At 72.6% G+C, this 21,273-nt stretch carries 17 protein-coding genes; 6 read left to right on the top strand and 11 right to left on the bottom strand.

Annotated elements, in window-relative coordinates:
* Positions 1-58 precede the first annotated feature (58 nt).
* Together ABC304_RS03325 and ABC304_RS03320 are read left to right on the top strand one after the other, a co-directional pair.
* Positions 59-4,006, top strand: a complete 3,948-nt coding sequence (locus tag ABC304_RS03325; protein ID WP_412928936.1) for a Pls/PosA family non-ribosomal peptide synthetase — start codon at positions 59-61, stop codon at positions 4,004-4,006.
* Complete coding sequence (locus tag ABC304_RS03320) at positions 4,003-5,298, top strand: M1 family metallopeptidase (RefSeq protein ID WP_412928934.1); 1,296 nt, start codon at positions 4,003-4,005, stop codon at positions 5,296-5,298. Before ABC304_RS03325 ends, ABC304_RS03320 begins: the two co-directional genes overlap by 4 nt.
* 18 nt (positions 5,299-5,316) lie before the next feature.
* On the opposite strand, the gene ABC304_RS03315 is transcribed toward ABC304_RS03320, so the two are convergent.
* From ABC304_RS03315 to ABC304_RS03305, 3 genes are all read right to left on the bottom strand, one after another.
* Positions 5,317-5,961 (bottom strand): 4'-phosphopantetheinyl transferase family protein, encoded by a 645-nt coding sequence (locus ABC304_RS03315; protein WP_412928933.1) that lies wholly within the window; start codon positions 5,959-5,961, stop codon positions 5,317-5,319.
* 5 nt (positions 5,962-5,966) lie between these two features.
* Positions 5,967-6,785 carry a M23 family metallopeptidase gene (locus ABC304_RS03310; RefSeq protein ID WP_412928931.1) on the bottom strand — a complete coding sequence of 273 codons (819 nt, stop codon included), beginning with the start codon at positions 6,783-6,785 and terminating at the stop codon, positions 5,967-5,969.
* 68 nt (positions 6,786-6,853) lie between these two features.
* Positions 6,854-7,858 carry a glycerophosphodiester phosphodiesterase family protein gene (locus tag ABC304_RS03305; protein ID WP_412928929.1) on the bottom strand — a complete coding sequence of 335 codons (1,005 nt, stop codon included), beginning with the start codon at positions 7,856-7,858 and terminating at the stop codon, positions 6,854-6,856.
* 156 nt (positions 7,859-8,014) lie between these two features.
* Here ABC304_RS03305 and ABC304_RS03300 point away from each other — a divergent pair, with 156 nt between their 5' ends.
* A complete protein-coding gene (locus tag ABC304_RS03300) occupies positions 8,015-8,926 on the top strand; it encodes a Bax inhibitor-1/YccA family protein (protein WP_412929055.1) in 912 nt (303 codons plus the stop codon).
* A gap of 112 nt (positions 8,927-9,038) precedes the next feature.
* Positions 9,039-10,268 carry a non-homologous end-joining DNA ligase gene (gene ligD, locus ABC304_RS03295; RefSeq protein WP_412928928.1) on the top strand — a complete coding sequence of 410 codons (1,230 nt, stop codon included), beginning with the start codon at positions 9,039-9,041 and terminating at the stop codon, positions 10,266-10,268.
* A 34-nt stretch (positions 10,269-10,302) separates the two neighbouring features.
* Here the strand turns inward: ligD and ABC304_RS03290 are convergent, their stop codons facing one another.
* Positions 10,303-10,854: a TetR/AcrR family transcriptional regulator gene (locus ABC304_RS03290; protein WP_412928927.1), complete on the bottom strand. Its 552-nt coding sequence runs from the start codon at positions 10,852-10,854 to the stop codon at positions 10,303-10,305.
* 72 nt (positions 10,855-10,926) lie between these two features.
* Here ABC304_RS03290 and ABC304_RS03285 point away from each other — a divergent pair, with 72 nt between their 5' ends.
* A complete protein-coding gene (locus tag ABC304_RS03285) occupies positions 10,927-11,646 on the top strand; it encodes an MBL fold metallo-hydrolase (protein WP_412928924.1) in 720 nt (239 codons plus the stop codon).
* A 475-nt stretch (positions 11,647-12,121) separates the two neighbouring features.
* Here ABC304_RS03285 and ABC304_RS03280 read toward each other — a convergent pair whose 3' ends face one another.
* The 5 genes from ABC304_RS03280 to ABC304_RS03260 are packed head-to-tail and all read right to left on the bottom strand — an operon-like array spanning position 12,122 to position 17,618.
* Positions 12,122-13,516 carry a glycosyltransferase gene (locus ABC304_RS03280; RefSeq protein ID WP_412928923.1) on the bottom strand — a complete coding sequence of 465 codons (1,395 nt, stop codon included), beginning with the start codon at positions 13,514-13,516 and terminating at the stop codon, positions 12,122-12,124.
* A gap of 8 nt (positions 13,517-13,524) precedes the next feature.
* A complete protein-coding gene (guaA, locus tag ABC304_RS03275; RefSeq protein WP_412928921.1) occupies positions 13,525-15,108 on the bottom strand; it encodes a glutamine-hydrolyzing GMP synthase in 1,584 nt (527 codons plus the stop codon).
* Positions 15,105-15,584 (bottom strand): DUF3817 domain-containing protein, encoded by a 480-nt coding sequence (locus ABC304_RS03270; RefSeq protein WP_127094708.1) that lies wholly within the window; start codon positions 15,582-15,584, stop codon positions 15,105-15,107. The genes guaA and ABC304_RS03270 overlap by 4 nt, the downstream gene beginning before the upstream one ends.
* Before the next feature lie 10 nt (positions 15,585-15,594).
* The gene (locus tag ABC304_RS03265) at positions 15,595-16,503 is read right to left on the bottom strand and encodes an SURF1 family protein (RefSeq protein WP_412928920.1); all 909 of its coding nucleotides are present in this window, start codon (positions 16,501-16,503) and stop codon (positions 15,595-15,597) included.
* Positions 16,500-17,618, bottom strand: coding sequence for a GuaB3 family IMP dehydrogenase-related protein (locus ABC304_RS03260; RefSeq protein ID WP_412929054.1), 1,119 nt, complete (start codon positions 17,616-17,618; stop codon positions 16,500-16,502). The genes ABC304_RS03265 and ABC304_RS03260 overlap by 4 nt, the downstream gene beginning before the upstream one ends.
* 92 nt (positions 17,619-17,710) lie before the next feature.
* Between ABC304_RS03260 and ABC304_RS03255 the strand changes: the two genes are divergently transcribed.
* Positions 17,711-18,820, top strand: a complete 1,110-nt coding sequence (locus ABC304_RS03255) for an FAD-dependent oxidoreductase (protein ID WP_412928919.1) — start codon at positions 17,711-17,713, stop codon at positions 18,818-18,820.
* A gap of 66 nt (positions 18,821-18,886) precedes the next feature.
* Here the strand turns inward: ABC304_RS03255 and ABC304_RS03250 are convergent, their stop codons facing one another.
* Positions 18,887-19,537, bottom strand: a complete 651-nt coding sequence (locus ABC304_RS03250) for a TMEM175 family protein (RefSeq protein WP_412928918.1) — start codon at positions 19,535-19,537, stop codon at positions 18,887-18,889.
* A gap of 76 nt (positions 19,538-19,613) precedes the next feature.
* Positions 19,614-21,116, bottom strand: coding sequence for an IMP dehydrogenase (gene guaB / locus ABC304_RS03245; protein ID WP_412928917.1), 1,503 nt, complete (start codon positions 21,114-21,116; stop codon positions 19,614-19,616).
* Between the last annotated feature and the right edge of the window lie 157 nt (positions 21,117-21,273).

Genomic DNA, 21,273 nt, shown 5'->3' with positions numbered 1-21,273 from the left:
TATCCTGTGCCGCGCGTCGCCGACCGGCGGCGCGATCCCGAGAGGCGTGTGAGAGCACATGGCGACCCCGCCGAGTATCGAGGCGTTCGACCGCACGTCGGCCGCGTCGCCGCCGCGCACACTCATCGACATCCTCCGCGACACCGCGGCGCGGCATCCCGAGGCCTCTGCGCTCGAGGACGCCGACGGCGCCCTCAGCTACGCGGAGCTGCTGGCGCAGGTGTGGCGCACGGCCGCGCGCCTGCACGAGCACGGGGTCGTCAGAGGCGACCGGGTGGGCGTGCGCATGCCCTCGGGCGACCGCGCGCTCTATGTGGCGATCCTCGGCATCCTCGCGGCCGGCGCGGCCTACGTGCCGGTGGACGCCGACGATCCGCAGGAGCGCGCCGACCTCGTGTTCGGCGAGGCGCGCGTCCGCGGCGTCATCGGCGCCCGCGGTGTCTTCACCCCCGCCGAGCACCCCGCACCGTCCGCGCGCGACGCCGGGGGCCTCTTCGCCGGCGACGCGCCCCACCCCTCCTCGAGCGCGACGCTGATCGTGCCGCCGCCCTCCGTCGATGACGACGCCTGGATCATCTTCACCTCGGGGTCGACGGGTGTGCCCAAGGGCGTCGCGGTCTCGCACCGCTCGGCCGCGGCCTTCGTCGACGCCGAGGCGCGCCTCTTCCTGCGAAGCGCGCCGCTCGGCCCGGGCGACCGCGTGCTGGCGGGACTCTCGGTCGCGTTCGACGCCTCCTGCGAGGAGATGTGGCTGGCGTGGCGGTCGGGAGCATGCCTCGTGCCGGCGCCCCGCGCGCTCGTCCGCTCGGGCGAGGACCTCGGCCCGTGGCTGGTCGGCCACAGCATCACGGTCGTCTCGACCGTGCCGACCCTCGCGGCCCTCTGGCCCCAGGACGCGATCGAGAACATCCGCCTGCTCATCTTCGGCGGCGAGGCGCTGCCGCCCGAGCTGTCGGCCCGGTTGATCGGCGACGACCGCGAGGTCTGGAACACGTACGGCCCCACCGAGGCGACGGTCGTGGCCTGCGCGGCACTCATGGACGGCACCGCACCGGTGCGCATCGGGCTGCCGCTGGACGGCTGGGCGCTGGCGGTCGTCGACGGCGACGGGATGCCGGTGGCCGAGGGTGATGTCGGAGAGCTCATCATCGGCGGGGTCGGGCTCGCCCGCTACCTCGATCCCGCGAAGGACGCCGAGAAGTACGCGCCCTTCCCCGCGCTGGGCTGGGATCGCGCCTACCGCTCGGGCGACCTCGTGCGCGCCGAGGCGGCGGGTCTGGTGTTCCAGGGCCGCGCCGACGACCAGGTGAAGATCGGCGGCCGCCGCATCGAGCTGGGCGAGGTGGAGGCGGCCCTGCAGTCGCTCAGCGACGTCTCGGCCGCCACCGTGGTCGTGCAGCGCTCGACCGCCGGGGTCGCGCTCCTCGTCGGCTACGTCGTCCCCGACGCGGGCTTCGACCGGGGCCGGGCTCGTGCCGAGCTGGCGGAGACCCTTCCCGCGCCCCTCATCCCCCTCCTCGCGACCGTGGACGACCTGCCCGTGCGCACGTCGGGCAAGGTCGACAAGGCCGCCCTCCCCTGGCCCCTCACCGACGCGGACGGCGAGGGCTCTCAGCTCTCCGGCACCGCCGCATGGCTCGCCGAGCAGTGGGGCGCGGTGCTGGGCATCCGTCCCGGCAGCCCGGACGCCGACTTCTTCCAGCTCGGCGGCGGCTCGCTCGCCGCCGCGCAGCTCGTGTCGCGCATCCGCACCCGCGCACCCGAGTTCACGATGGCCGACGTGTACGACCTGCCGCGCCTCGCCAAGATGGCCGAGGCCGTCGAGGCAGAGTCCGCGGAGGACGACGGCGAGCCCGCCGTCTTCACCAGCGCCTCCCCCACCCCGCGCATCATGCAGTGGGTGCAGACCCTCGCAGGGGTGCCCCTGTTCGTGCTGAGCGGCATCCGCTGGCTCCTCTGGCTGCTCACGGCGAGCTGGATCCTCCAGCTCGTGCCGGGCTTCGCCTTCCTCCCCGACGCGCCGCTGTGGGTCATCGTGGCGGGGCTCCTCGTGTTCGCCACGCCGCTGGGTCGCATGGCCCTGTCTGCCGGTGCCGCCCGGCTGCTGCTGGCCGGCGTCCGTCCCGGCGACTACCGGCGCGGCGGCGGCGTGCACCTCCGGCTCTGGCTCGCGGAGCAGGTGGCCGGGCAGATCGACCCCGTCGGCATGGCCGGCGCCCCCTGGGTCACCTACTACGCGCGGGCGCTCGGCGCGAAGATCGGCCGCGACGTCGACCTCCACACCCTCCCGCCCGTGACGGGCATGCTCGAGGTGGGGTCCGGCGCCGCCATCGAACCGGAGGTCGACCTCACCGGCTCCTGGATCGACGGCGACACCGTCCGCATCGGCGGCATCCGCATCGGCGCGGGAGCCGTGATCGGGTCGCGCAGCACCCTCGCGCCCGGCACCAAGATCGGCCGCGGCGCCGAGATCGCCCCCGGGTCCGCCGTCTTCGGGCGCGTCCGCGCAGGCCAGCAGTGGGCCGGCTCGCCGGCCGTCCGCGTCGGGTCGGCCACCCCCGATGACCTCCCCCGCCCACCCGTCCGCCGCCGGTGGCTGTGGGCGTACGCGGCGTCCTCCACCGGCCTCGCGCTCCTGCCCCTCGTCGCCTTCTCCGCCGGCGCGCTGGTGCTGGCCGCCGGCATGCGCGGTGCGGTGTCCATCGCCGACGCGATCCCCGCGCTCCTGGCCTGGCTCGTACCGGCGGTGCTCGTGGCGGGCGTGGTCTTCGCCGGCGTCGTGGTGATCGCCGTGCGACTGCTCGCGATCGGACTCGTCGAGGGCGACCACCCCGTACGCGGGCGCATCGCCTGGCAGGCCTGGACGACCGAGCGCATCCTCGACGCCGCCCGCACCACCCTCTTCCCGATCTACTCGAGTCTCTTCACCCCGGTCTGGCTCAGGATGCTGGGCGCCACCGTCGGACGCGACGTCGAAGCATCCACGGTGCTCCTCATCCCCTCCATGACCACCGTGGACGACGGCGCCTTCCTCGCGGACGACACCATGGTGGCCACCTACGCGCTCCGCCACGGACGCATGCGGATCGGGCCGGCGCGCATCGGCAAGCGCGCGTTCCTCGGCAACTCCGGGATGGCCGGCGCCGGGCACCGCGTGCCGCGCGACGGCCTGGTCGCCGTGCTTTCGGTGGCTCCGGAGAAGGCGAAGCCCGGGTCGTCGTGGCTCGGCTCGCCGGCCGTGCGCCTCCGCCGCGTCGTCAACGACGCGGACCTCGAGCGCACGTACCGTCCCGCCCGCCGTCTCCGCGTCGCCCGCACCCTGTGGGAGCTGTGCCGGCTGATCCCCGTCGTGGTCACGTGCGCCCTCGGGCTCGCCGTTCTCCTCACGCTGGGCTCGCTGAGCGAGCGGTGGGGGCCTCTCGTCGCGGCGCTGCTGTCGGGCGCCGTGCTGCTCCTGGCGGGAGCCGTCGCCGCGGCGATCACCACCCTCGCGAAGTGGACGTTCGTGGGCGCGATCCGCCCCGGAGAGCATCCGCTCTGGTCGTCCTTCGTGTGGCGCACCGAGGTCGCCGACACCTTCACCGAGATGGTCGCCGCGCCCTGGTTCGCGAACTCCGCCGCGGGCACGCCGGCGCTGGCGATCTGGCTGCGCTCGCTCGGCGCGAAGATCGGCCGGGGCGTCTGGACCGACAGCTACTGGCTGCCCGAACCCGACCTCGTGACGCTCGGCGACGGCGCCACGGTGAACCGCGGGTGCGTGGTGCAGACGCATCTGTTCCATGATCGAGTGATGAGCATCGACACCGTGACCCTCGGACCGGGTGCGACCCTGGGCCCCCACAGCGTGGTGCTGCCGGCCGCGACCATCGGCGCCGACGCGACGGTGGGCCCCGCGTCGCTCGTCATGCGCGGCGAGGACGTGCCGGTGGGCAGCCGCTGGAGCGGCAACCCGATCGGCCCCTGGCGGGCGGTGAAGGTCCGCGCCTACCAGGCCGCCGACGCATGAGCGTCGACGCCTACACGCCGCAGAGCGGCGATGCCGCCATCTCGGTGTCGCACTACGACCTGCAGCTCGACTACCGGATCGCCACGAACCGGCTGACGGGAACGGCCCGCATCTCCGGCACGGTCGTGAGCGACGCCGCCGCCCTGACGTTCGACCTCGTCGGGCTGCGGGCGACGAAGGTCCGCCTCGGCGGCGATCCCCGCGCGCGCTTCACGCAGAGCGACCGCAAGGTGAAGGTCACGCCGTCGCGGCCGCTCCGCGCGGGCGAGGGGTTCGACGTCGAGATCGCCTACGGCGGTGCGCCCCGGCCGCGGCGCACGCGCTGGGGCACGCTCGGGTGGGAGGAGCTCGAAGACGGCCTGATCGTCGCCTCGCAGCCCACGGGCGCCCCGACCTGGTTCCCCTGCAACGACGTGCCCTCCGACAAGGCCACCTACCGTCTGTCGTTCACGACCGACCCCGGCTACGACGTCGCCGCCGGTCCGCTCGTGCAGGTGGCGACGGTGCGGGGCCGCCGCGCGTGGGTGTTCGAGTGGGTCACCCCGACCCCGACGTACCTGGTGACCGTGCAGATGGGCCACTACGTCACCGAGACGCTCGACCTCGACGGTGTGCACGGGGAGCTGCACTACCCCCGCCCGCTGTCCTCGCGGGTGCACGCCGACTTCGCCGACCTCGGCCGCATGATGGCCGTGTACCAGGAGGTCTTCGGCCCCTACCCCTCGCCGGCGTACGCGGTGGTCGTGACGGCCGACGACCTCGAGATCCCGCTCGAGGCGCAGGGCATGGGCATCTTCGGGGCGAACCACATCGACGGCCTCGGCGGTCTCGAGCGCCTCATCGCCCACGAGCTGGCCCACCAGTGGTTCGGCAACAGCGTGGGCCTGGCGCAGTGGCGCGACATCTGGCTGAACGAGGGGTTCGCCTGCTACGCCGAGTGGCTGTGGTCGGAGCGCTCCGGCGGTCCGTCGGCCCACGCCGAGGCCACGGCCCACCACGCCCGCCTGCGCCGGCTGCCGCAGGACCTCGTGCTCGCCGACCCCGGGCCCGACACGATGTTCGACGACCGCGTCTACAAGCGCGGCGCGCTCACGCTCCACGCCCTGCGCCTCACCGTCGGCGACGACGCGTTCTTCGCGATCCTGCGCGCCTGGACCGATGCCGGCCGCGGCCGGACGGCCACGACGGCCGACTTCACCGCCCTCGTCGCAGAGCGGTCGGGCGCGGCCGCCCGCGATCTGCTGCGCCCCTGGCTCGAGGAGACGGCGCTGCCGGCCCTGCCTGTCGCCTGACCCGCCGCATCCGCCCGCTCATCCGCGCGCGGCGATGACCGCGACGCTGAGCAGGTGCGCCGCGGGGCCCGTGACGGTGGCGACCTCGATCCCCTTGTCGCGGCCCGGCAGCCGCGCGGTCGCCTGGCGCAGCAGCGGTCCGGGCGCGGTCGGGTCGATGCGCACCTCTCCCGGATCGAGACGGATGCCGCGGCCGTCGGCCTTGAGCACCGCCTCGATGCGCGTCCACCCGACCAGACCGCTCGCACCCGCCGGCGCGAGGCCGCTCAGGTCCACGGCGCCGCTCTCCCGCTCCACGTCGACGCCCACGGCCCCGACCTCCTCCCGCCGCGCCGCCGCGGCGACGACGAGCGGGCCGGCGTAGGCGACGCTCAACGCCAGCGGCGCACCGACCGCGCGTGGGCGCCCGTGGTCCTCGCCGCACGTCGTGCAGCCCGTGTCGATCTCGAGCGCGGCGCCGGGTTCCAGATCGGCGGCGAGCCGGACGAGGAGCCGGCGCCCCGTGACGAAGGTCGCAGCCCGGGCGCCGGAGAGCCCCGCAGCACGTCGCGCCTGAGACGCGGGCAGGCACGCGGCCGCCCGGTGTACCGCCGCCTCATCGTCCGTCGGCGCGACCTCCCAGGCCAAGGCGACAGGACCGACGCGCAGGGTGTCGACGGTCACCGCTCCTAGGTGGCGGGCTGGTTGACGACGTTCGGCACCTTCACGTAGGTGAAGTTCTTGAAGGTGTTCGTCCACGCCGGCTCGCCGATCGGACGGTACGAGAAGGCGCCCGACGAGAAGAAATCCCGCTCGACCGACGGCACGTTGCCGAGGTTGCGGATCGTCATGTTCATGTGGTCAATGAGCATGAGCGAGTTCGTGGGTGTGTACAGCCACAGTTGCACGGACATGTCAGCCTCCGTCAGATCGCGAGAATACGTGTTTCCTAGCCCCGGCAGGGGGGCGTTCCGGATCAAGGGCCAGGGGTCCTGCAGCACCCCGTCGTTGAGGATCTCGAAGTGCAGGTGCGGACCGGTCGCATTGCCCGTCGCACCGATGGTGGCGATCTTGCGACCGCGGTTCACCGGCATGCCCTTCTCGATCAGGCTGCCGGCGGTCGTGTGCGCGTAGCGGCTGCGCCAGCCGTCCTGGTGCTGGATGATCACGAGGTTGCCGTAGGCGCCGCCGGACTGCGACGCCAGCACCATGCCGTCGGCGACGGAGAAGATCGGGTCGCCGTTGCGGGATCCGGGCACGGAGTTCGTGAAGTCGATGCCGTCGTGCGCCCGCTCGTCCTTGGTGATCGTCTGACCGGGGTTGAAGATCGTGCTCACGGTGCCGTAGGCCCGGATCGGATACCCCCAGAACGGGGCCACGGCGGTGGCCGGTTGGGCCAGCCGGGCGAGGTCGAAGCTCGTCAGCCCGAGGGCCAGCAGAGTGGATGCCGCGATGAACCCGCGCCGGCCGACACCGGCCCGCGCCGGCTCATCCCGGTTCTGCGACATAGGCCGACTCTATTGCGGTGCCGGCGGCCGGGACTCGCGGAAGGGCCGATCGCGTCGGGTTTCGGCGCTCATCCGCGGAAAAAAGCGACACCGAGGTCGGCGTGATCGACGAAGACGCCGTCGATCGCGGCATCCCGGATCACCGCCCACTCCTGCTCGTAGCACCCGAGCTCCGCCGGATCGGCGCTCGTGCGGAAGGGCGTGAGGAGGAAGGCGTTCTCGGGCCGGCAGGTCCACGTGTAGACGCGGAGGCCGCGCGCGTGCGCCTCCGCGACGAAGGCCGCCGGCCCTCGCGGGCGGTCGTGCGCGTCGGGGTCGAGGATCATGCGGCGATCGACGCTGATGCCGTCGACGACCCCGACGAGGCCGTCGAGTCCCGCCGGGGTGACGGTCTGCGCGTACGGCGCGGCCGCCGGCCCGTAGGCGGCCGCAAGGTCGGCAGGCGCCCCGGTCTCCTCGAGGAGGTAGATCCATGTGGCGCGGATGCCGCGCTGTCGCACCTGCCGCAGCACCTCGAGCTCGAACGACTCCACGACGAGCGGATGCGCGCCGTCGGCCCAGTCCGCCGCGCGCAGCTCGTGCTCGACCAGGGCGGCGACATCGATCCCGATGCCGGAGAAGTAGGTGGCGTGCTTGATCTCGAGCACCACGCCGACCTCGCGGCCGGTGCGGGCGTCGCGCACGAGGTCGAGCACGTCGCGCAGCCTCAGCACCGGCTCGGTGTCGTCGAAGATCGTGTTCCCCGGCCGCAGGCCGGGCAGGCGCTCGCGGCAGCGGAGGGTCGACAGCTCCGCCCACGTGAAGTCCTCCGTGAACCAGCCGGTGAGCGTCTCGCCGTCCACGGTCTTCGTGACGCGGCGGTCGCGGAACTCGGGTCGATCGGCCACGTCGGTCGTGCCCGAGACCTCGTTCTCATGCCGGACGACGAGCACGCCGTCGCGCGTGGGGACGACATCGGGCTCGACGGCGTCCACGCCGAGGGCCAGGGCCAGCTCGTACGACGAGCGCGAGTGCTCGGGCCGATACCCGGGCGCCCCCCGGTGTCCGATCACGAGAGGAGGGGTCCGTGGCACGCGTCCAGGGTACGGGCGGAGCCGCGGCATCCACTCGCCGTCGCGGGTACGCTCTGGGCCGAATCCCAGCCGTGATCAGGTGCGACCGTACGCAGGTCGGCTATCTTTGAGGGACAGCACCGGGCTGAGACAGACCGACTTTGGAGTGTGAGAGCAGTGGCCCTCAACAACCCCGCGTTCAACAACCCCGCTTTCCAGGACAGACGTGCCGGACAGGCCTACCCGTCTTTGACGCCGCCGTCGGCGCCGACCGCCGCTGCGCAGCACGCCGGCGTGAACATGGCCGCCCAGGCGCAGATGGAGGGCATGTACGCCGCTCCGTCCGCCGGAGCCGTGCAGACCGACCGCATGACGATCGAAGACACCGTGATGAAGACGGTGAGCCTCTTCGCCGTCCTGCTCGTCACCGCAGCCGTCGGCTGGGTGTGGACCCTGGGCGGTCTCGCCCCGGCGGCCGACACGCGCATCAACGCCCTCCCCTGGGTCATCGGCGCGCTCGTCGGCTTCGTCCTGTCGATGGTCATCATCTTCACCTCGCGCAAGAAGGTCCGCCCCGCGCTGATCTTCGCGTACGCGGCCTTCGAGGGCCTGTTCGTCGGCGGCATCTCGGCGTTCTTCGAGTACCTTTACTCGGGCATCGTCGTGCAGGCGACACTCGCGACGCTGGTCGTCGTCGGCGTCACTCTCGCCCTCTTCGCCAGCGGGCGCATCCGTGCCTCGAAGAAGGCCACCAAGATCTTCATGATCGCGATGATCGGGTACCTCGTCTTCTCGCTCATCAACCTCGGCCTCATGATCTTCGGCGCGCCGATCGCCGGCGGCGCTTTCGGTCTCCGCAGCGAGCCCAGCCCGCTGTTCGGCATCCCGTGGGGCGTCCTGATCGGCGTCTTCGTCGTGATCATGGCCGCGTACTCGCTGGTGCTCGATTTCGACCAGGTGCAGCAGGGCGTGCGCAACGGCGCCCCCCGCGTCTACGGCTGGATGGGCGGCTTCGGCATCATGGTCACCGTGGTGTGGCTGTACGTCGAGATCCTGCGCATCCTCGCGATCGCCCGCGGCAACAACTAGCCGCAGCATCCGATTCCAGAACGACCGCCCGGTCCACCGGGCGGCCGTTCCGCGTTCCCGGCTGCGACGTCAAGGTCTCGCCCGTGTCGCCGGTCGTGGATAGCCTCGGCAGATGGCCGCGCGCAAAGAGGAGTTCCTGGAGATCGACGGGCACGAGGTGCGCGTCTCCAGCCCCGACAAGGTCGTCTTCCCCGAGCCCGGCATCACGAAGCTCGACGTCGTGCGGTACTTCCTCTCGGTCGCCGACGGCGCGCTGCGCGGAGCCGGCGGGCGCCCCATGGTGCTCAAGCGCTTCGTGAAGGGCATCTCGCAGGAGGCGTTCTTCCAGAAGCGCGTGCCCGAGAACCACCCCGACTTCATCGACACGGCGACCCTGCAGTACGCACGGGGCACGTCGGCTGAGGAGACGGTGATCCGGGATGCCGCGGGCCTCGCCTGGGTCGTCAACCTCGGCTGCCTCGACCTCAACCCGCACCCCGTGCGTGCGGAGGACCTCGATCATCCCGATGAGCTCCGCGTCGACCTCGACCCCATGCCGGGCGTCGGCTGGTCGCAGATCGTCGACGTCGCGATGGTCGCACGCGAGGTGCTCGACGATATGGGGCTCGTCGGCTGGCCCAAGACGAGCGGCTCGCGCGGCCTCCACATCCTTGTGCGCATCGCGCCGCAGTGGACGTTCGCCGATGTGCGTCTCGCCGCAGAGACCCTCGCCCGCGAGGTGGAGAACCGGGCTCCCGGGCTCGCCACCGCGCGATGGTGGAAGGAGGAGCGCGGCGAGAGCGTGTTCGTCGACTTCAACCAGAACGCGAAGGACCGCACCGTGGCATCCGCGTACTCGATCCGGCCGCTCGCCGATGCCCGGGTGTCGACGCCGCTGCACTGGGACGAGGTGCGCGACCGCCGTCCCGAGGAGTTCACCGCGCTCACCGTGCCCGCCCGTTACGCCGAGATCGGCGACCCGCACGCGGGCATGGACGACGCCGTCGGCACGCTCGACGGACTGCTCGCGCTGGCCGCCAAGCTCGGACCGGCCGAGAAGCCGCCGCGCGCGGGCGACGGCTCCGGCCGCCGGGCGTCGACGATGCCGCTGATCGAGGTCGCCCGCACGAAGACGAAGCCGGAGGCGCTCGACGCGATGGAGCAGTGGCGGGCGACGCATCCGGAGGCGGCCGGGATGCTGCATCCCGCCGACGTCCTCGTCGACGGCATGCGCGGCTCGAGCTCGCTCTGGTACCGCGTGCGGGTGAATTTGCAGCACATCCCCGAGGCCGAGCGCCCCGCGCAGGAGGAGCTGATCGCGGACTACAACCCGTGGGCGGGACGCACCTGGCCCGAGGCGTAATCCGGCCGCGCGCGGTGACCCATCCTGTCGCTGCTCAGCGGGCGGCGCCCTTGTCAGACGCGTCGGCGGCCAGGCCGTCGAGGAGCCGCGCGATGCCGTAGGCGAATGCCTGGTCGACGTCGCCTCCCAGGCGGAAGGCTCCGAGCAGCTCCATCGTGAGGAAGCCGACCGCCCACGCGGTGAACAGCCGTGCGGCGTCGAGGGCCGCCTCGGCGCCGACGATCGCCGCGCAGGCGTCGACGACCGGTCGTGCCGCGCGTTCGGTCGCCTCGGCGGCGTCGGACGAGGCGAAGATCAGCCGGAACCCCTCCGGCCGTGCGCGGGCGAACTCCCGGAACGCCCGGGCGTAGGCCGGCAGGTCACGCTCGCTGGCGGCGAGCCGCGCGGTGAGGTCATCCGCGGCATCCTCCGCCACGAGCAGGAGGAGTCCGTCCCGGTCGCGGACCCGTTTGTACAGCGACGGCGCACGGACACCCACGCGAGCGGCGACAGCCTGCATGGTGACCGCCGGCACACCGCCCGCTTCGAGGACGGATGCCGCGGCCGCGACGATCTCGGCACGGGACGTGCGGTCGGGTGTCGGCATGATCGCTCCTCATGGCTATTGACATAAGCCATCATAGCTACGTACCGTAGCCATGATCAACCGGAGGACACCATGAAGCTGGACAACCACCTGCATCGCATCGGCAACGACATCGTCGCCGCCTACCTCGTCGTGACCGACGACGGCATCACGGTCGTCGACGCGGGCCTGCCCGGTCACTGGAACGACCTGCTCGCGGAGCTGGTGGCGATCGGGCGCGGACTCGCCGACATCCGGGGACTCGTCGTCACGCACGGAGACAGTGACCATCTGGGCTTCGCCGAGCGGCTGCGCTCCGAGGCGGGCGTACCCGTGTTCGTCCATTCGGGTGACGCCGCCCGGGCGATGGGCGGCGACAAGCCGAAGACGGAGATGCCGAAGATGCGGCTCGCGCCGACCGCCGGCTTCTTCGGTTACTCCCTGCGCAAGCGCGGCTGGCGCGTACCTCCGCTCACGGCCGTCACCGAGGTCGCCGACGGCGACGTGCTCGACCTCCCCGGCGCGCCGCGGATCATCTCCCTCCCCGGCCACTCGCCGGGCAGCATCGCGGTCCACGTCCCGGTCGCCGACGCCGTCTTCGTCGGCGACGCCCTCACGACGCGACACGTCACGACCGGCCGTGCCGGCGCCCAGCCCGCGCCCTTCACCGACGACCCCGCCGAGGCGCTGGCCTCCCTCGACCGCCTCGCGGAGGTGTCCGCCGCGTGGGTGCTGCCCGGTCACGGCACCCCCTGGCATGGGTCCCCCGCCGACATCGTCGCCGCGGTCCGGGCGGACGCCGCTCGCGCCTGACCCGGCCGCCGCCGGACCGACGTCACCCTGCCGCGCCGGCCGGCGCCGGCCTGTCCCGCCCGGCGCGGACTGCCCGCGACGTCTCCCCGTCTGCCCGGTTCCATCTCCCCGGCCCGACACACCCGGCCAGCCCGGTAGGGCCTGCGTCTGCGCCCGGCGGTCGCCCCGGCGTCCGCCCCTGGCGTGCACAACACAGGCAGATCAGCCCGAAAACGCCGCCGAAGCCACCGCCGGCCCCGCCAGGGGTCGAACCTGCCTGGATTGTGCTCGCGCGGGCACCGGTAGCCCGGTGAAGCCTGCGCCTGCGCCTGGCGATCCCCCGGGCATGCGGCCCTGGCGTGCACAACACAGGCAGATCAGCCCAAAGACGCCGCCGAAGCCACCGCCGACCCCGCCGGGCCTCGAATCTGCCTGCATTGTGCTCGTCGGCACGGCATCCCGGCGGACGCCGCTCGCGCCTGACCCGTCCGCCGCGTCAGCCGCGGCGGGACGGCGCGCTCAGCGCCGTGCGGACGGCATCAGCCAGCGCGCCCATCACCAGCGCGGGATCGAGCCGACGGGCCGAGTCGACGGCCTCCGCGGCGAGCCGGCCGTGCTCGCCCGGGTCGGTCAGCACCCGCACGAGGGCGCCGGCGAGGGCATCCTCGTCGCCGTCGGGCACCAGCACGCCGCCGCCGCGGCTCAGCGCCTCGCGGGGTCCGTACCGCACGTCGTAGGTGACGACCGGGCAGCCGTGAGCGAGAGCCTCGGCGATCGACAGCCCCTGCCCCTCGTAGGCCGAGGTCGACAGGAACACCATCGCCTCGCCCAGCTCCCGGTCAGGCTCGTGGGTCGTGCCGCGCAGATGCACCGCGTCGCCGAGCCCGAGGTCGTCGATGAGCGATTGCAGCCGGTCGCGCTCAGCGCCCTCACCGAACACCTCCAGCGTCGCCTCCGGCACGCGCCCGCGCACGCGCGCGAACGCCCGCACGGCGTGGTCGATGCGCTTGCCCGGTGCGAGCCGGTTGAGCATCACGACCCGACCGGGCACCCGGTGCGCCGGAGGGACGACGGATGCCGCGGCATCCACCCCCTGCGGGACGACCAGGTGCACACCCGACCCGCCGAAGCGCCCCGCGACGTCGTCGCGCTGCGCCGAGGTCGGCCAGAGCACGGCGTCGAAGCGATCGGCCACGCCCAGCCACCGCGACCACAGCGCGTTCACCGGCGCCTCCGGGGTGAACGGGGGCTCGAGGTGGATCGTGTGGACGGTGTGCAGCACCCGCGCGCCGGGGTCCTCCCACCCGGCGAGGAGCTCGCCGAGCTGCCGCGACTCGCACAGCACGACGACCTGACGCGACGGGTCACCGGCGCGGAGCCCCGCGAGCACGTGGTCGAGCCACGCGCGGTAGAGCGCACCGAAACCGTCCACCGCGCCGACCGGTCGGCCGGTCGCGTCGTGCAGCACCACGGGCGCCGTGCTCACGTGCCAGTCGGGGTTCCCCGCGATGACGGGCAGCGACAGAACCGGGCGGCCCGCGGCATCCGGGATCTCTCGATACTCGAGCGCCGGATCCGCGCCTCCCGGGTGGGCGACGGCCCGCAGCCACGCGGCCGCACCGCCGGCGGGGTCGGCCGCCTCATCGAAGAGGTTGCGCATGCGGTCGACGCCGGTGATCAGGTCGCGCGCGGCGAAGATGCGCCGGTGACGCGCGTGGTCGTCGGGCGTGCCCGGATCGACGGTGAGCAGCAGGGGGCCACGGCCGTCGTCCACGCCGGCGGCGGCCATCTGGCGGGCGCGCGCGAGCGTGGCGAAGGTGTAGCCGCCGTCATGGTCGGGGATGAGCCGGCTCGACAGCACCACGTAGACGGCGTCGGGGAAGCCCTCCACCGTCCCGCCTACTCCCACTCGATCGTGCCCGGCGGCTTCGACGTCACGTCGAGCACGACGCGGTTGACCTCGCGCACCTCGTTCGTGATGCGGTTGGAGATCCTGGACAGCACGTCGTAGGGCAGGCGCGTCCAGTCCGCCGTCATCGCGTCTTCGCTCGAGACCGGGCGGAGCACGATCGGGTGACCGTAGGTGCGGCCATCGCCCTGCACGCCCACCGAGCGCACATCGGCCAGCAGCACGACCGGGCACTGCCAGATCTCATTGTCGACACCGGCCCGGGTCAGCTCCTCGCGGGCGATGGCGTCGGCCTCGCGCAGAATCTCGAGACGGTCAGCGGTGACCTCACCCACGATCCGGATGCCGAGGCCGGGGCCCGGAAACGGCTGACGCCCGACGATCGCCTCGGGGAGGCCGAGCTCGCGGCCGATGGCGCGCACCTCGTCCTTGAAGAGCGTCCGCAGGGGCTCGACCAGCGCGAACTGCAGGTCTTCCGGCAGACCGCCCACGTTGTGGTGGCTCTTGATGTTCGCCGCCCCGGTTCCGCCACCGGACTCGACGACGTCGGGGTACAGCGTGCCCTGCACGAGGAAGCGGATGGGCTCGCCGTCGGCGGCGGCCTCGGCCATCAGGTCGCGCTCGGCGGCCTCGAATGCGCGGATGAACTCGCGCCCGATGATCTTGCGCTTCTGCTCGGGGTCGCTGACGCCCTCGAGCGCGGAGAGGAACTTCTCGCGCGCGTCGACGGTGATGAGGCGGACGCCGGTGGAGGCCACGTAGTCCTGCTCGACCTGCTCGCGCTCGCCCTTCCGCAGCAGGCCGTGGTCGACGAAGATCGCCGTGAGCTGGTCACCGACGGCCTTGTGCACGAGGGCGGTCGAGACCGCCGAGTCGACGCCGCCCGACAGCGCCGAGATCACCCGGCCGGCGCCGATCTGGGCGCGGATGCGGTCGACCTGCTCGGCGATGACGTTGCCGCTGTTCCAGTCGGCCGGGAGGCCCGCCGCGCGGTGCAGGAAGTTCTCGATGACCTGCTGCCCGTGGTCGGTGTGCTTGACCTCGGGATGCCACTGCACGCCGTACATGCGGCGCTCGTCCGACCCGAAGGCCGCCACCGGCGTCGCCGTCGTGGACGCCAGCACGTCGAAGCCCTCGGGTGCGCGCGAGACCTGGTCTCCGTGGCTCATCCACACGTTCTGCGCGGGCGGCTGGCCGCCGAGCAGCACACCGCCGTCGCCGGCGAGCGCGGCATCCGTCGCCCCGTACTCGCGCAGGCCGGTGTTGGCGACCTCGCCGCCGAGGGCCTGGGCCATCACCTGGAAGCCGTAGCAGATGCCCAGCGTGGGCACGCCGAGCTCGAACACGCCCTCGTCGAGGGAGGGGGCCCCCGGCTCGTACACCGACGACGGCCCGCCCGACAGGATGATGCCGACGGGGTTCTTGGCCGCGATCTCCTCCGCCGTGAAGGTGTGCGGCACGATCTCGCTGTAGACGCCGGCCTCGCGGACGCGACGGGCGATGAGCTGCGCGTACTGCGCACCGAAGTCGACGACCAGGACGGGTCGCTGATCGGTCTCGGTCTGTTCGGTCACCGGGTGCCTTCCGTGGCGAGGGGGGTCGGGGACGCTTCTCGGGCCTCTCGCTCGGCGAGATACCGGCGCACGTCGCGGGCGACGCGCACCTCGAGGAAGAAGGAGGCCAGCGGCACGACGCCGCCGGTGGCCAGCAGCAGGAAGCGCACGAAGTGCCAGCGCATCAGGCTCCACACGCGGAAGCACGCGAAGAGGTAGACCACGTAGAACCAGCCGTGGGCCACGAGGATGCCGAGCGACAGGTTGAAGCCGTCACCGGTCGAGACGAGACCCTCCGCGCCGTCGATGACGGGTGCGAACCAGAGGAATCCGCCCGAGCCGCCGAGGAAGAGCTCCACGCGCAGCGGGGTGTACTTGAGGATCATCTCGGCGCACAGCAGCAGCAGGCCGACGCCGGTGATGACCGAGCAGATCTGGTAGAACTTCAGGGCGCTGCGGATGGCCGGGAACGACGCGAGTCGAGGGGCGGCGGGCATGCCCCCCAGTCTAGTCGCGGGCCTCGGGGCCCTCGTCCGGAGTGCTCGTGGCGTCGACCGGCGGAGGAGGACCGGATGCTGCGGCCGCAGCATCCTCCATCTCCTCGACCTCCCTCTCCCAGGCGTCGCGTGCCAGGCGGTACCAGAGGTAGAAGGCGAAGCCGGCGAACACGGCCCACTCGGCGGCGTAGAAGATGTTGAGCCAGTTCACCGAGGAACCCTCGTCGGGCGCGGGAGAGGCGATGTCCTGCAGCGACGGCGGCGCGACCTCGGCCGCCAGGTAGGGGCGGTAGACCTGGAGTCCGTCGATGTCGTGCCAGCGGCTGAGGAGCGCGGCCGGCGACATGCGCGTCATGGTCTGCGGGTCGACGTTCGCGCGCGGGACGGCGGGCCCCTCGTCGGAGATGAGCCGCCCGGTGACGGCGAAGGGCGCCGTCGCGCCGCTGAGCGCCTCGGCGTCGAGCTGATCGACCGCGGCGCGCGCGGCGTCCTCCGTCGGAGCCCAGCCGATGGAGACGGCGAGGGAGGTCGGGGCTGCGGTGTCGGCGACCCGCAGCTGCCCGGTCACCCAGTAGCCCTCCTGCCCGTCGTTGAAGCGGGAGGAGACGATGAGGAAGTCCTCTGCGACCCAGGTTCCGGTGACGGTCACCCGCTGCCCCACGAGCGGCCCGTCGAGGTACTCCCCCGGCTCGACGACGTCGGCGATGGGCAGAACCTGCTCGGTCGCCCCGGGCGGGAGCGGGTTGGACGTCAGCGCACGACCGAGCTGCCACTGCCCGAGCCAGGCGAAGACGCCGGCGACGACGAGGCAGAGCAGCAGCATCGCGATCCAGCGCGGCCGCAGCAGCACCTCCCGCAGCGTGGGCGGGAAGACGTCGGGCACCTCGGTGGGCGGCGCGCCGGCCGCGGGGCCCGTCATTCGAGGCTGTAGGGCGCCACGACGACCTCGACGCGCTGGAACTCCTTGAGATCGGAGTAGCCCGTGGTCGCCATCGACTTCTTGAGCGCCCCAATGAGGTTGGCGGTGCCGTCGGCGACGGGCGCGGGGCCGTAGAGGACGGACTCGAGGTCGGTGATCTGGTCGACCTTCACCCGACGGCCGCGGGGCAGCTTGGCGTGGTGGGCCTCGGGGCCCCAGTGGTAGCCGCGGCCGGGGGCGTCGGTCGCGCGGGCCAGCGCGACGCCGAGCATGACGGCATCCGCGCCCATCGCGAGCGCCTTCACGATGTCGCCGGAGGTGCCCACGCCGCCGTCGGCGATGACGTGGACGTAGCGTCCGCCCGACTCGTCGAGGTAATCGCGGCGCGCGCCGGCGACGTCGGCGACGGCTGTGGCCATCGGCGCGTGGAGTCCGAGCACCGCGCGCGTGGTCGAGGCCGCCCCGCCGCCGAAGCCGACGAGCACGCCGGCCGCGCCCGTGCGCATGAGGTGGAGCGCGGCGGTGTAGGTCGAGGCGCCGCCGACGATCACCGGCACGTCGAGGTCGTAGATGAACTTCTTGAGGTTCAGCGGCTGGTCGACCGACGACACGTGCTCGGCCGACACGGTCGTGCCGCGGATGACGAAGAGGTCGACGCCGGCGGCGACGACGGTCTCGTACAGCTCCTGCGTGCGCTGCGGGGTGAGCGCGCCGGCGACCGTGACGCCGGCCTCGCGCACCTCGGCCAGGCGGGCGGTGACGAGCTCGGGCCGGATCGGCTGGGCGTAGAGCTCCTGCATGCGGCCGGTGGCGGTCTTCGTGTCGAGCGAGGCGATCTCCGCCAGCAGCGGCTCGGGGTCGTCGTAGCGGGTCCAGAGGCCCTCGAGGTCGAGCACGCCGAGGCCGCCGAGCTGTCCGAGCATGATAGCCGTGCGCGGGCTCACGACGGAGTCCATCGGCGCGCCCAGGACCGGGATGTCGAACGAGAAGGCGTCGATCGTCCAGGCGGTCGAGACGTCCTCCGGGTTGCGTGTGCGCCGCGAGGGCACCACGGCGATGTCGTCGAACGTGTACGCGCGGCGAGCGCGCTTCGCGCGGCCCAGTTCGATGTCCATGCTCACCCTTCCAGCCTACCCGGGCGGTCCGAGAGGCTCCTCCTCGGTCGCGAGAAGTCGCCGCGGCATCTGCCGGCTGGGAGGATCGGGGTGTGGACGAGAAGACGCGGGTGGTCGTGGTCGGCGGCGGCATCATGGGCCTCTCAGCGGCGTGGGCGCTGACCCGGCGCGGCGAGCGCCCGCTCGTCCTGGAGCGCTTCGCCCGCGGGCACACGCGCGGCGCGTCCCACGGCGCGACGCGCAACTTCAACAACGCCTACGTCGACCCGCACTACCTCGACCTCCTCGCCCGGGCGCGCGAGGGCTGGGACGCTCTCGGCGAGCCCGACGGCGAGCCGCTGCTGCGCCTGCACGGCCTCGTCTCGCACGGCTCGGGCGCCGCCCTCGGCGGCACGGGCGGCGGACTGGCCGACATCCACGCGGGACTGGAGAGCCGCGGCATCCCGGCGGAGCTCCTCGATCCCGCCGAGGCGTCGCGGCGATGGACGGGCATGCGCTTCGACGGCACGGTGCTGCACTCCCCCGACGCCGGCGTGGTGCGCGCGGCGGTCGCGCTGCGGACGCTCGAGCAGCGCATCACCGCGGCCGGCGGCGAGGTGCGCTGGGAGACGCCCGTCGGGGACGTGTCACAGGATACCGACGGCGTCCGCATCCGGACCGCGGCCGGGGTCATTCGTGCCGCGGTCGCCGTCGTGACGGTGGGCGCGTGGACGCCGCGGATGCTTCCCGGCATCGCCCTGCCGCCCCTGCGCGTCACGGAGGAGAGTCCGGCGCACTTCGCGCCGCGGCATCCGTCCACCGCGTGGCCGTCGTTCAACCACTTCGTCTCCCCCGGATCCTGGCCGGCCAACGTCTACGGCATGCCGGGGCCGGGCGAAGGCGTCAAGGTCGGCTTCCACCTGGTGGGCGACGAGGTCGACCCCGACGCGCGTCCGTTCCGCACGGACGCGCACGCGGCCGCGCTGGCGGACTATGTGGCGGAATGGATGCCGGGACTCGATCCCACGACGGCCGACCCGATCAGCTGCACCTACACGTCGACCCCCGACGAGGCGTTCGTGCTCGACCGCGTCGGGCGCATCGTCGTGGGCGCCGGATTCTCCGGGCAGGGCTTCAAATTCGCGCCCGGCGTCGGCGCCGTGCTGGCCGACCTCGCGCAGGACCCGTCGGCTCAGGCCGACCCCGCCTTCCGTCTCCGCTGACCGCGGCGCCGAGGCCCGGCGGCGACGTCGCGAGGTGTGCGTGCCGCTCGGCCTGTGACGTCGCCGTCAGCGCGGCGCCGAAGGCGCACGCGCCACCCGCGCCGCGCCGCGGCGCTTCAGGAGAACGGTGAGCGGGCCGTTGAGCGCGTACGCCACGAATGCCCAGGAACCGACCCATGGCGAGATGATCATCGCCACGAAGCCGCACAGGACGGCCGCAAGCCCACCGGCGTTCTCCGCCCGCGCATTCGCGCGGGCGTCGTCGGCCAACAGATGGCCCGATCGCGCAGCCGCCCAGGCCCACGACGCGAAGCCCAGCAGCGCAGCGAAGAAGAAGTTGATCGGAAGCAGCATGCGGCCCGCGTAGAAATCGGAGTACTGGGAAACAAGGCTGGTCGTGAACGGGATTAGCACCACGAACAGCAGGCGGATGCTGTTCAGCCAGAGCAGCGGGAGGTCCACCCGGGCGATGCTGCGGAACTGCCCGAGGTGGATGACCCACAGCCCGCTGAGGAGCACGAAGCTGACGCAGAAACTGAGGAAGCTGGGCCACATGGCGCCCAGAGCAGCCCACAGCTCGGCGTCGCCGGTCGGCTCGCCAATGGCCGTGGTCGTGAGGTCGAGGACGAGAAGCGTCGCCGCGATGGCGAACACCCCGTCGGTGTACCCCGCGACGCGGGCCCGATCGTAGAAGCGCGGCGCGGTCGGCTCTGCCATGCGCCCACCGTAGTGTGCGACTGCCGGAGCAGACGAGAGGGGCGGATGTGGGCAGCATCCGCCCCTCTCGAACGTCCTACTTCTTGTAGTTCGGCGCCTCGACGACGATCTGCACGTCGTGCGGGTGCGACTCCTTGAGCCCGGCGGCGGTGATCCGGACGAACTTGCCCTTGGCCTTGAGCTCGTCGATCGTGCGGGCGCCGACGTAGAACATCGACTGCCGCAGGCCTCCGACGAGCTGGTACGCGACGGCCGCGACCGGGCCGCGGTAGGCGACCTGGCCTTCGATGCCCTCGGGGATGAGCTTGTCGTCGGTGGGAACGTCGGCCTGGAAGTAGCGGTCCTTCGAGTACGACGTCTTCTTGCCGCGGGTCTGCAGCGCGCCGAGCGAGCCCATCCCGCGGTACTGCTTGAACTGCTTGCCGCCCTGGAAGACGATCTCGCCCGGCGACTCGTCGGTGCCGGCCAGGAGGGATCCGAGCATGACGCTGTCCGCGCCGGCGACGAGCGCCTTGGCGATGTCGCCCGAGTACTGCAGTCCGCCGTCGGCGATGACCGGGATGCCCGCCTCGCGCGCCGCGAGCGACGCCTCGTAGACGGCCGTCACCTGGGGGACGCCCACGCCGGCGACGACGCGGGTCGTGCAGATGGAGCCGGGGCCGACGCCGACCTTGACGGCGTCCACACCGGCGTCGATGAGCGCCTGCGCCCCCTCGCGGGTCGCGACGTTGCCGCCGATGACGTCGATGTGCTCGAACGAGGGGTCGGCCTTGAGGCGGCGGACGATGTCGATGACGCCCGCGGACTGGCCGTTGGCGGTGTCGACGACGAGGACGTCCACGCCTGCGTCGCGCAGCGCCTCGGCGCGCTCCCACGCGTCGCCGAAGAAGCCGATCGCCGCGCCGACGCGCAGGCGGCCGTGGTCGTCCTTCGTCGCGAGGGGGTACTTCTCGCTCTTGTCGAAGTCCTTGACCGTGATGAGGCCGGCGAGCGTGCCGTCGGGGTGGATCAGCGGCAGCTTCTCGACGCGGTGCTTGGCGAAGAGGGCGATGACGTCGTTCGCGCCGATGCCGACGGGGGCGGTGACGAGGCCCTCGCTCGTCATGACATCCTTCACGCGCGTGGTCGAGCGCTCGAAGCCCGAGACGAAACGCGTGTCGCGGTTCGTCACGATGCCGACCAGGCGGCCCGACTCGTCGACGACGGGCAGGCCCGAGATGCGGAACTGACCGCACAGCGCCTCGACCTCGTCGATGGTCGCGTCGGGGGTGGTGGTGATCGGGTTGGAGATCATGCCCGACTCGCTGCGCTTCACGCGGTCGACCATGGAGGCCTGCTCCTCGATGGAGAGGTTGCGATGCAGGATGCCGAGCCCGCCCTCGCGAGCGATCGCGATCGCCATGCGGGCCTCGGTCACGGTGTCCATCGCGCTGGAGAGCAGCGGCGTCGCGACCGTGATGCGGCGGGTGACACGCGAAGAGGTGTCGGCCTCGCTGGGGATGACGTCGGTGTGACCCGGCAGGAGGAGGACGTCGTCGTAGGTGAGTCCGACGATGCCGAACGGGTCGTTGTGCTCCATATGGGTTCTCCTGCGCGCGCGGCGCGTTGCTCGTGGACGACGACGGCCGGTGCGCAGCGACACGGGTCCGCCGGCTCCGACACCGATTCTAAGCGGGCAGGCCGCGCTTTTGTTCCCGCGTGCGCGCGTACACGACGCGGGCGCGAGGCCGGAGCGG

The sequence above is a fragment of the Microbacterium jepli genome (assembly GCF_047237905.1).
Classification (GTDB): Bacteria; Actinomycetota; Actinomycetes; order Actinomycetales; family Microbacteriaceae; genus Microbacterium.
The sequence above is the reverse complement of the archived record's forward strand: the minus strand, read 5'-3'. Positions and strand labels throughout refer to the sequence as shown.

Bases quoted from the DNA above. Each gene is read 5' to 3' on its own strand.
- ABC304_RS03325 (WP_412928936.1), top strand. From the start codon at position 59: ATGGCGACCCCGCCGAGTATCGAGGCGTTCGACCGCACGTCGGCCGCG.
- ABC304_RS03320 (WP_412928934.1), top strand. From the start codon at position 4,003: ATGAGCGTCGACGCCTACACGCCGCAGAGCGGCGATGCCGCCATCTCG.
- ABC304_RS03310 (WP_412928931.1), bottom strand. From the start codon at position 6,785: ATGTCGCAGAACCGGGATGAGCCGGCGCGGGCCGGTGTCGGCCGGCGC.
- ligD (WP_412928928.1), top strand. From the start codon at position 9,039: ATGGCCGCGCGCAAAGAGGAGTTCCTGGAGATCGACGGGCACGAGGTG.
- ABC304_RS03290 (WP_412928927.1), bottom strand. From the start codon at position 10,854: ATGCCGACACCCGACCGCACGTCCCGTGCCGAGATCGTCGCGGCCGCG.
- ABC304_RS03285 (WP_412928924.1), top strand. From the start codon at position 10,927: ATGAAGCTGGACAACCACCTGCATCGCATCGGCAACGACATCGTCGCC.
- ABC304_RS03270 (WP_127094708.1), bottom strand. From the start codon at position 15,584: ATGCCCGCCGCCCCTCGACTCGCGTCGTTCCCGGCCATCCGCAGCGCC.
- ABC304_RS03265 (WP_412928920.1), bottom strand. From the start codon at position 16,503: ATGACGGGCCCCGCGGCCGGCGCGCCGCCCACCGAGGTGCCCGACGTC.
- ABC304_RS03260 (WP_412929054.1), bottom strand. From the start codon at position 17,618: ATGGACATCGAACTGGGCCGCGCGAAGCGCGCTCGCCGCGCGTACACG.
- ABC304_RS03250 (WP_412928918.1), bottom strand. From the start codon at position 19,537: ATGGCAGAGCCGACCGCGCCGCGCTTCTACGATCGGGCCCGCGTCGCG.
- guaB (WP_412928917.1), bottom strand. From the start codon at position 21,116: ATGGAGCACAACGACCCGTTCGGCATCGTCGGACTCACCTACGACGAC.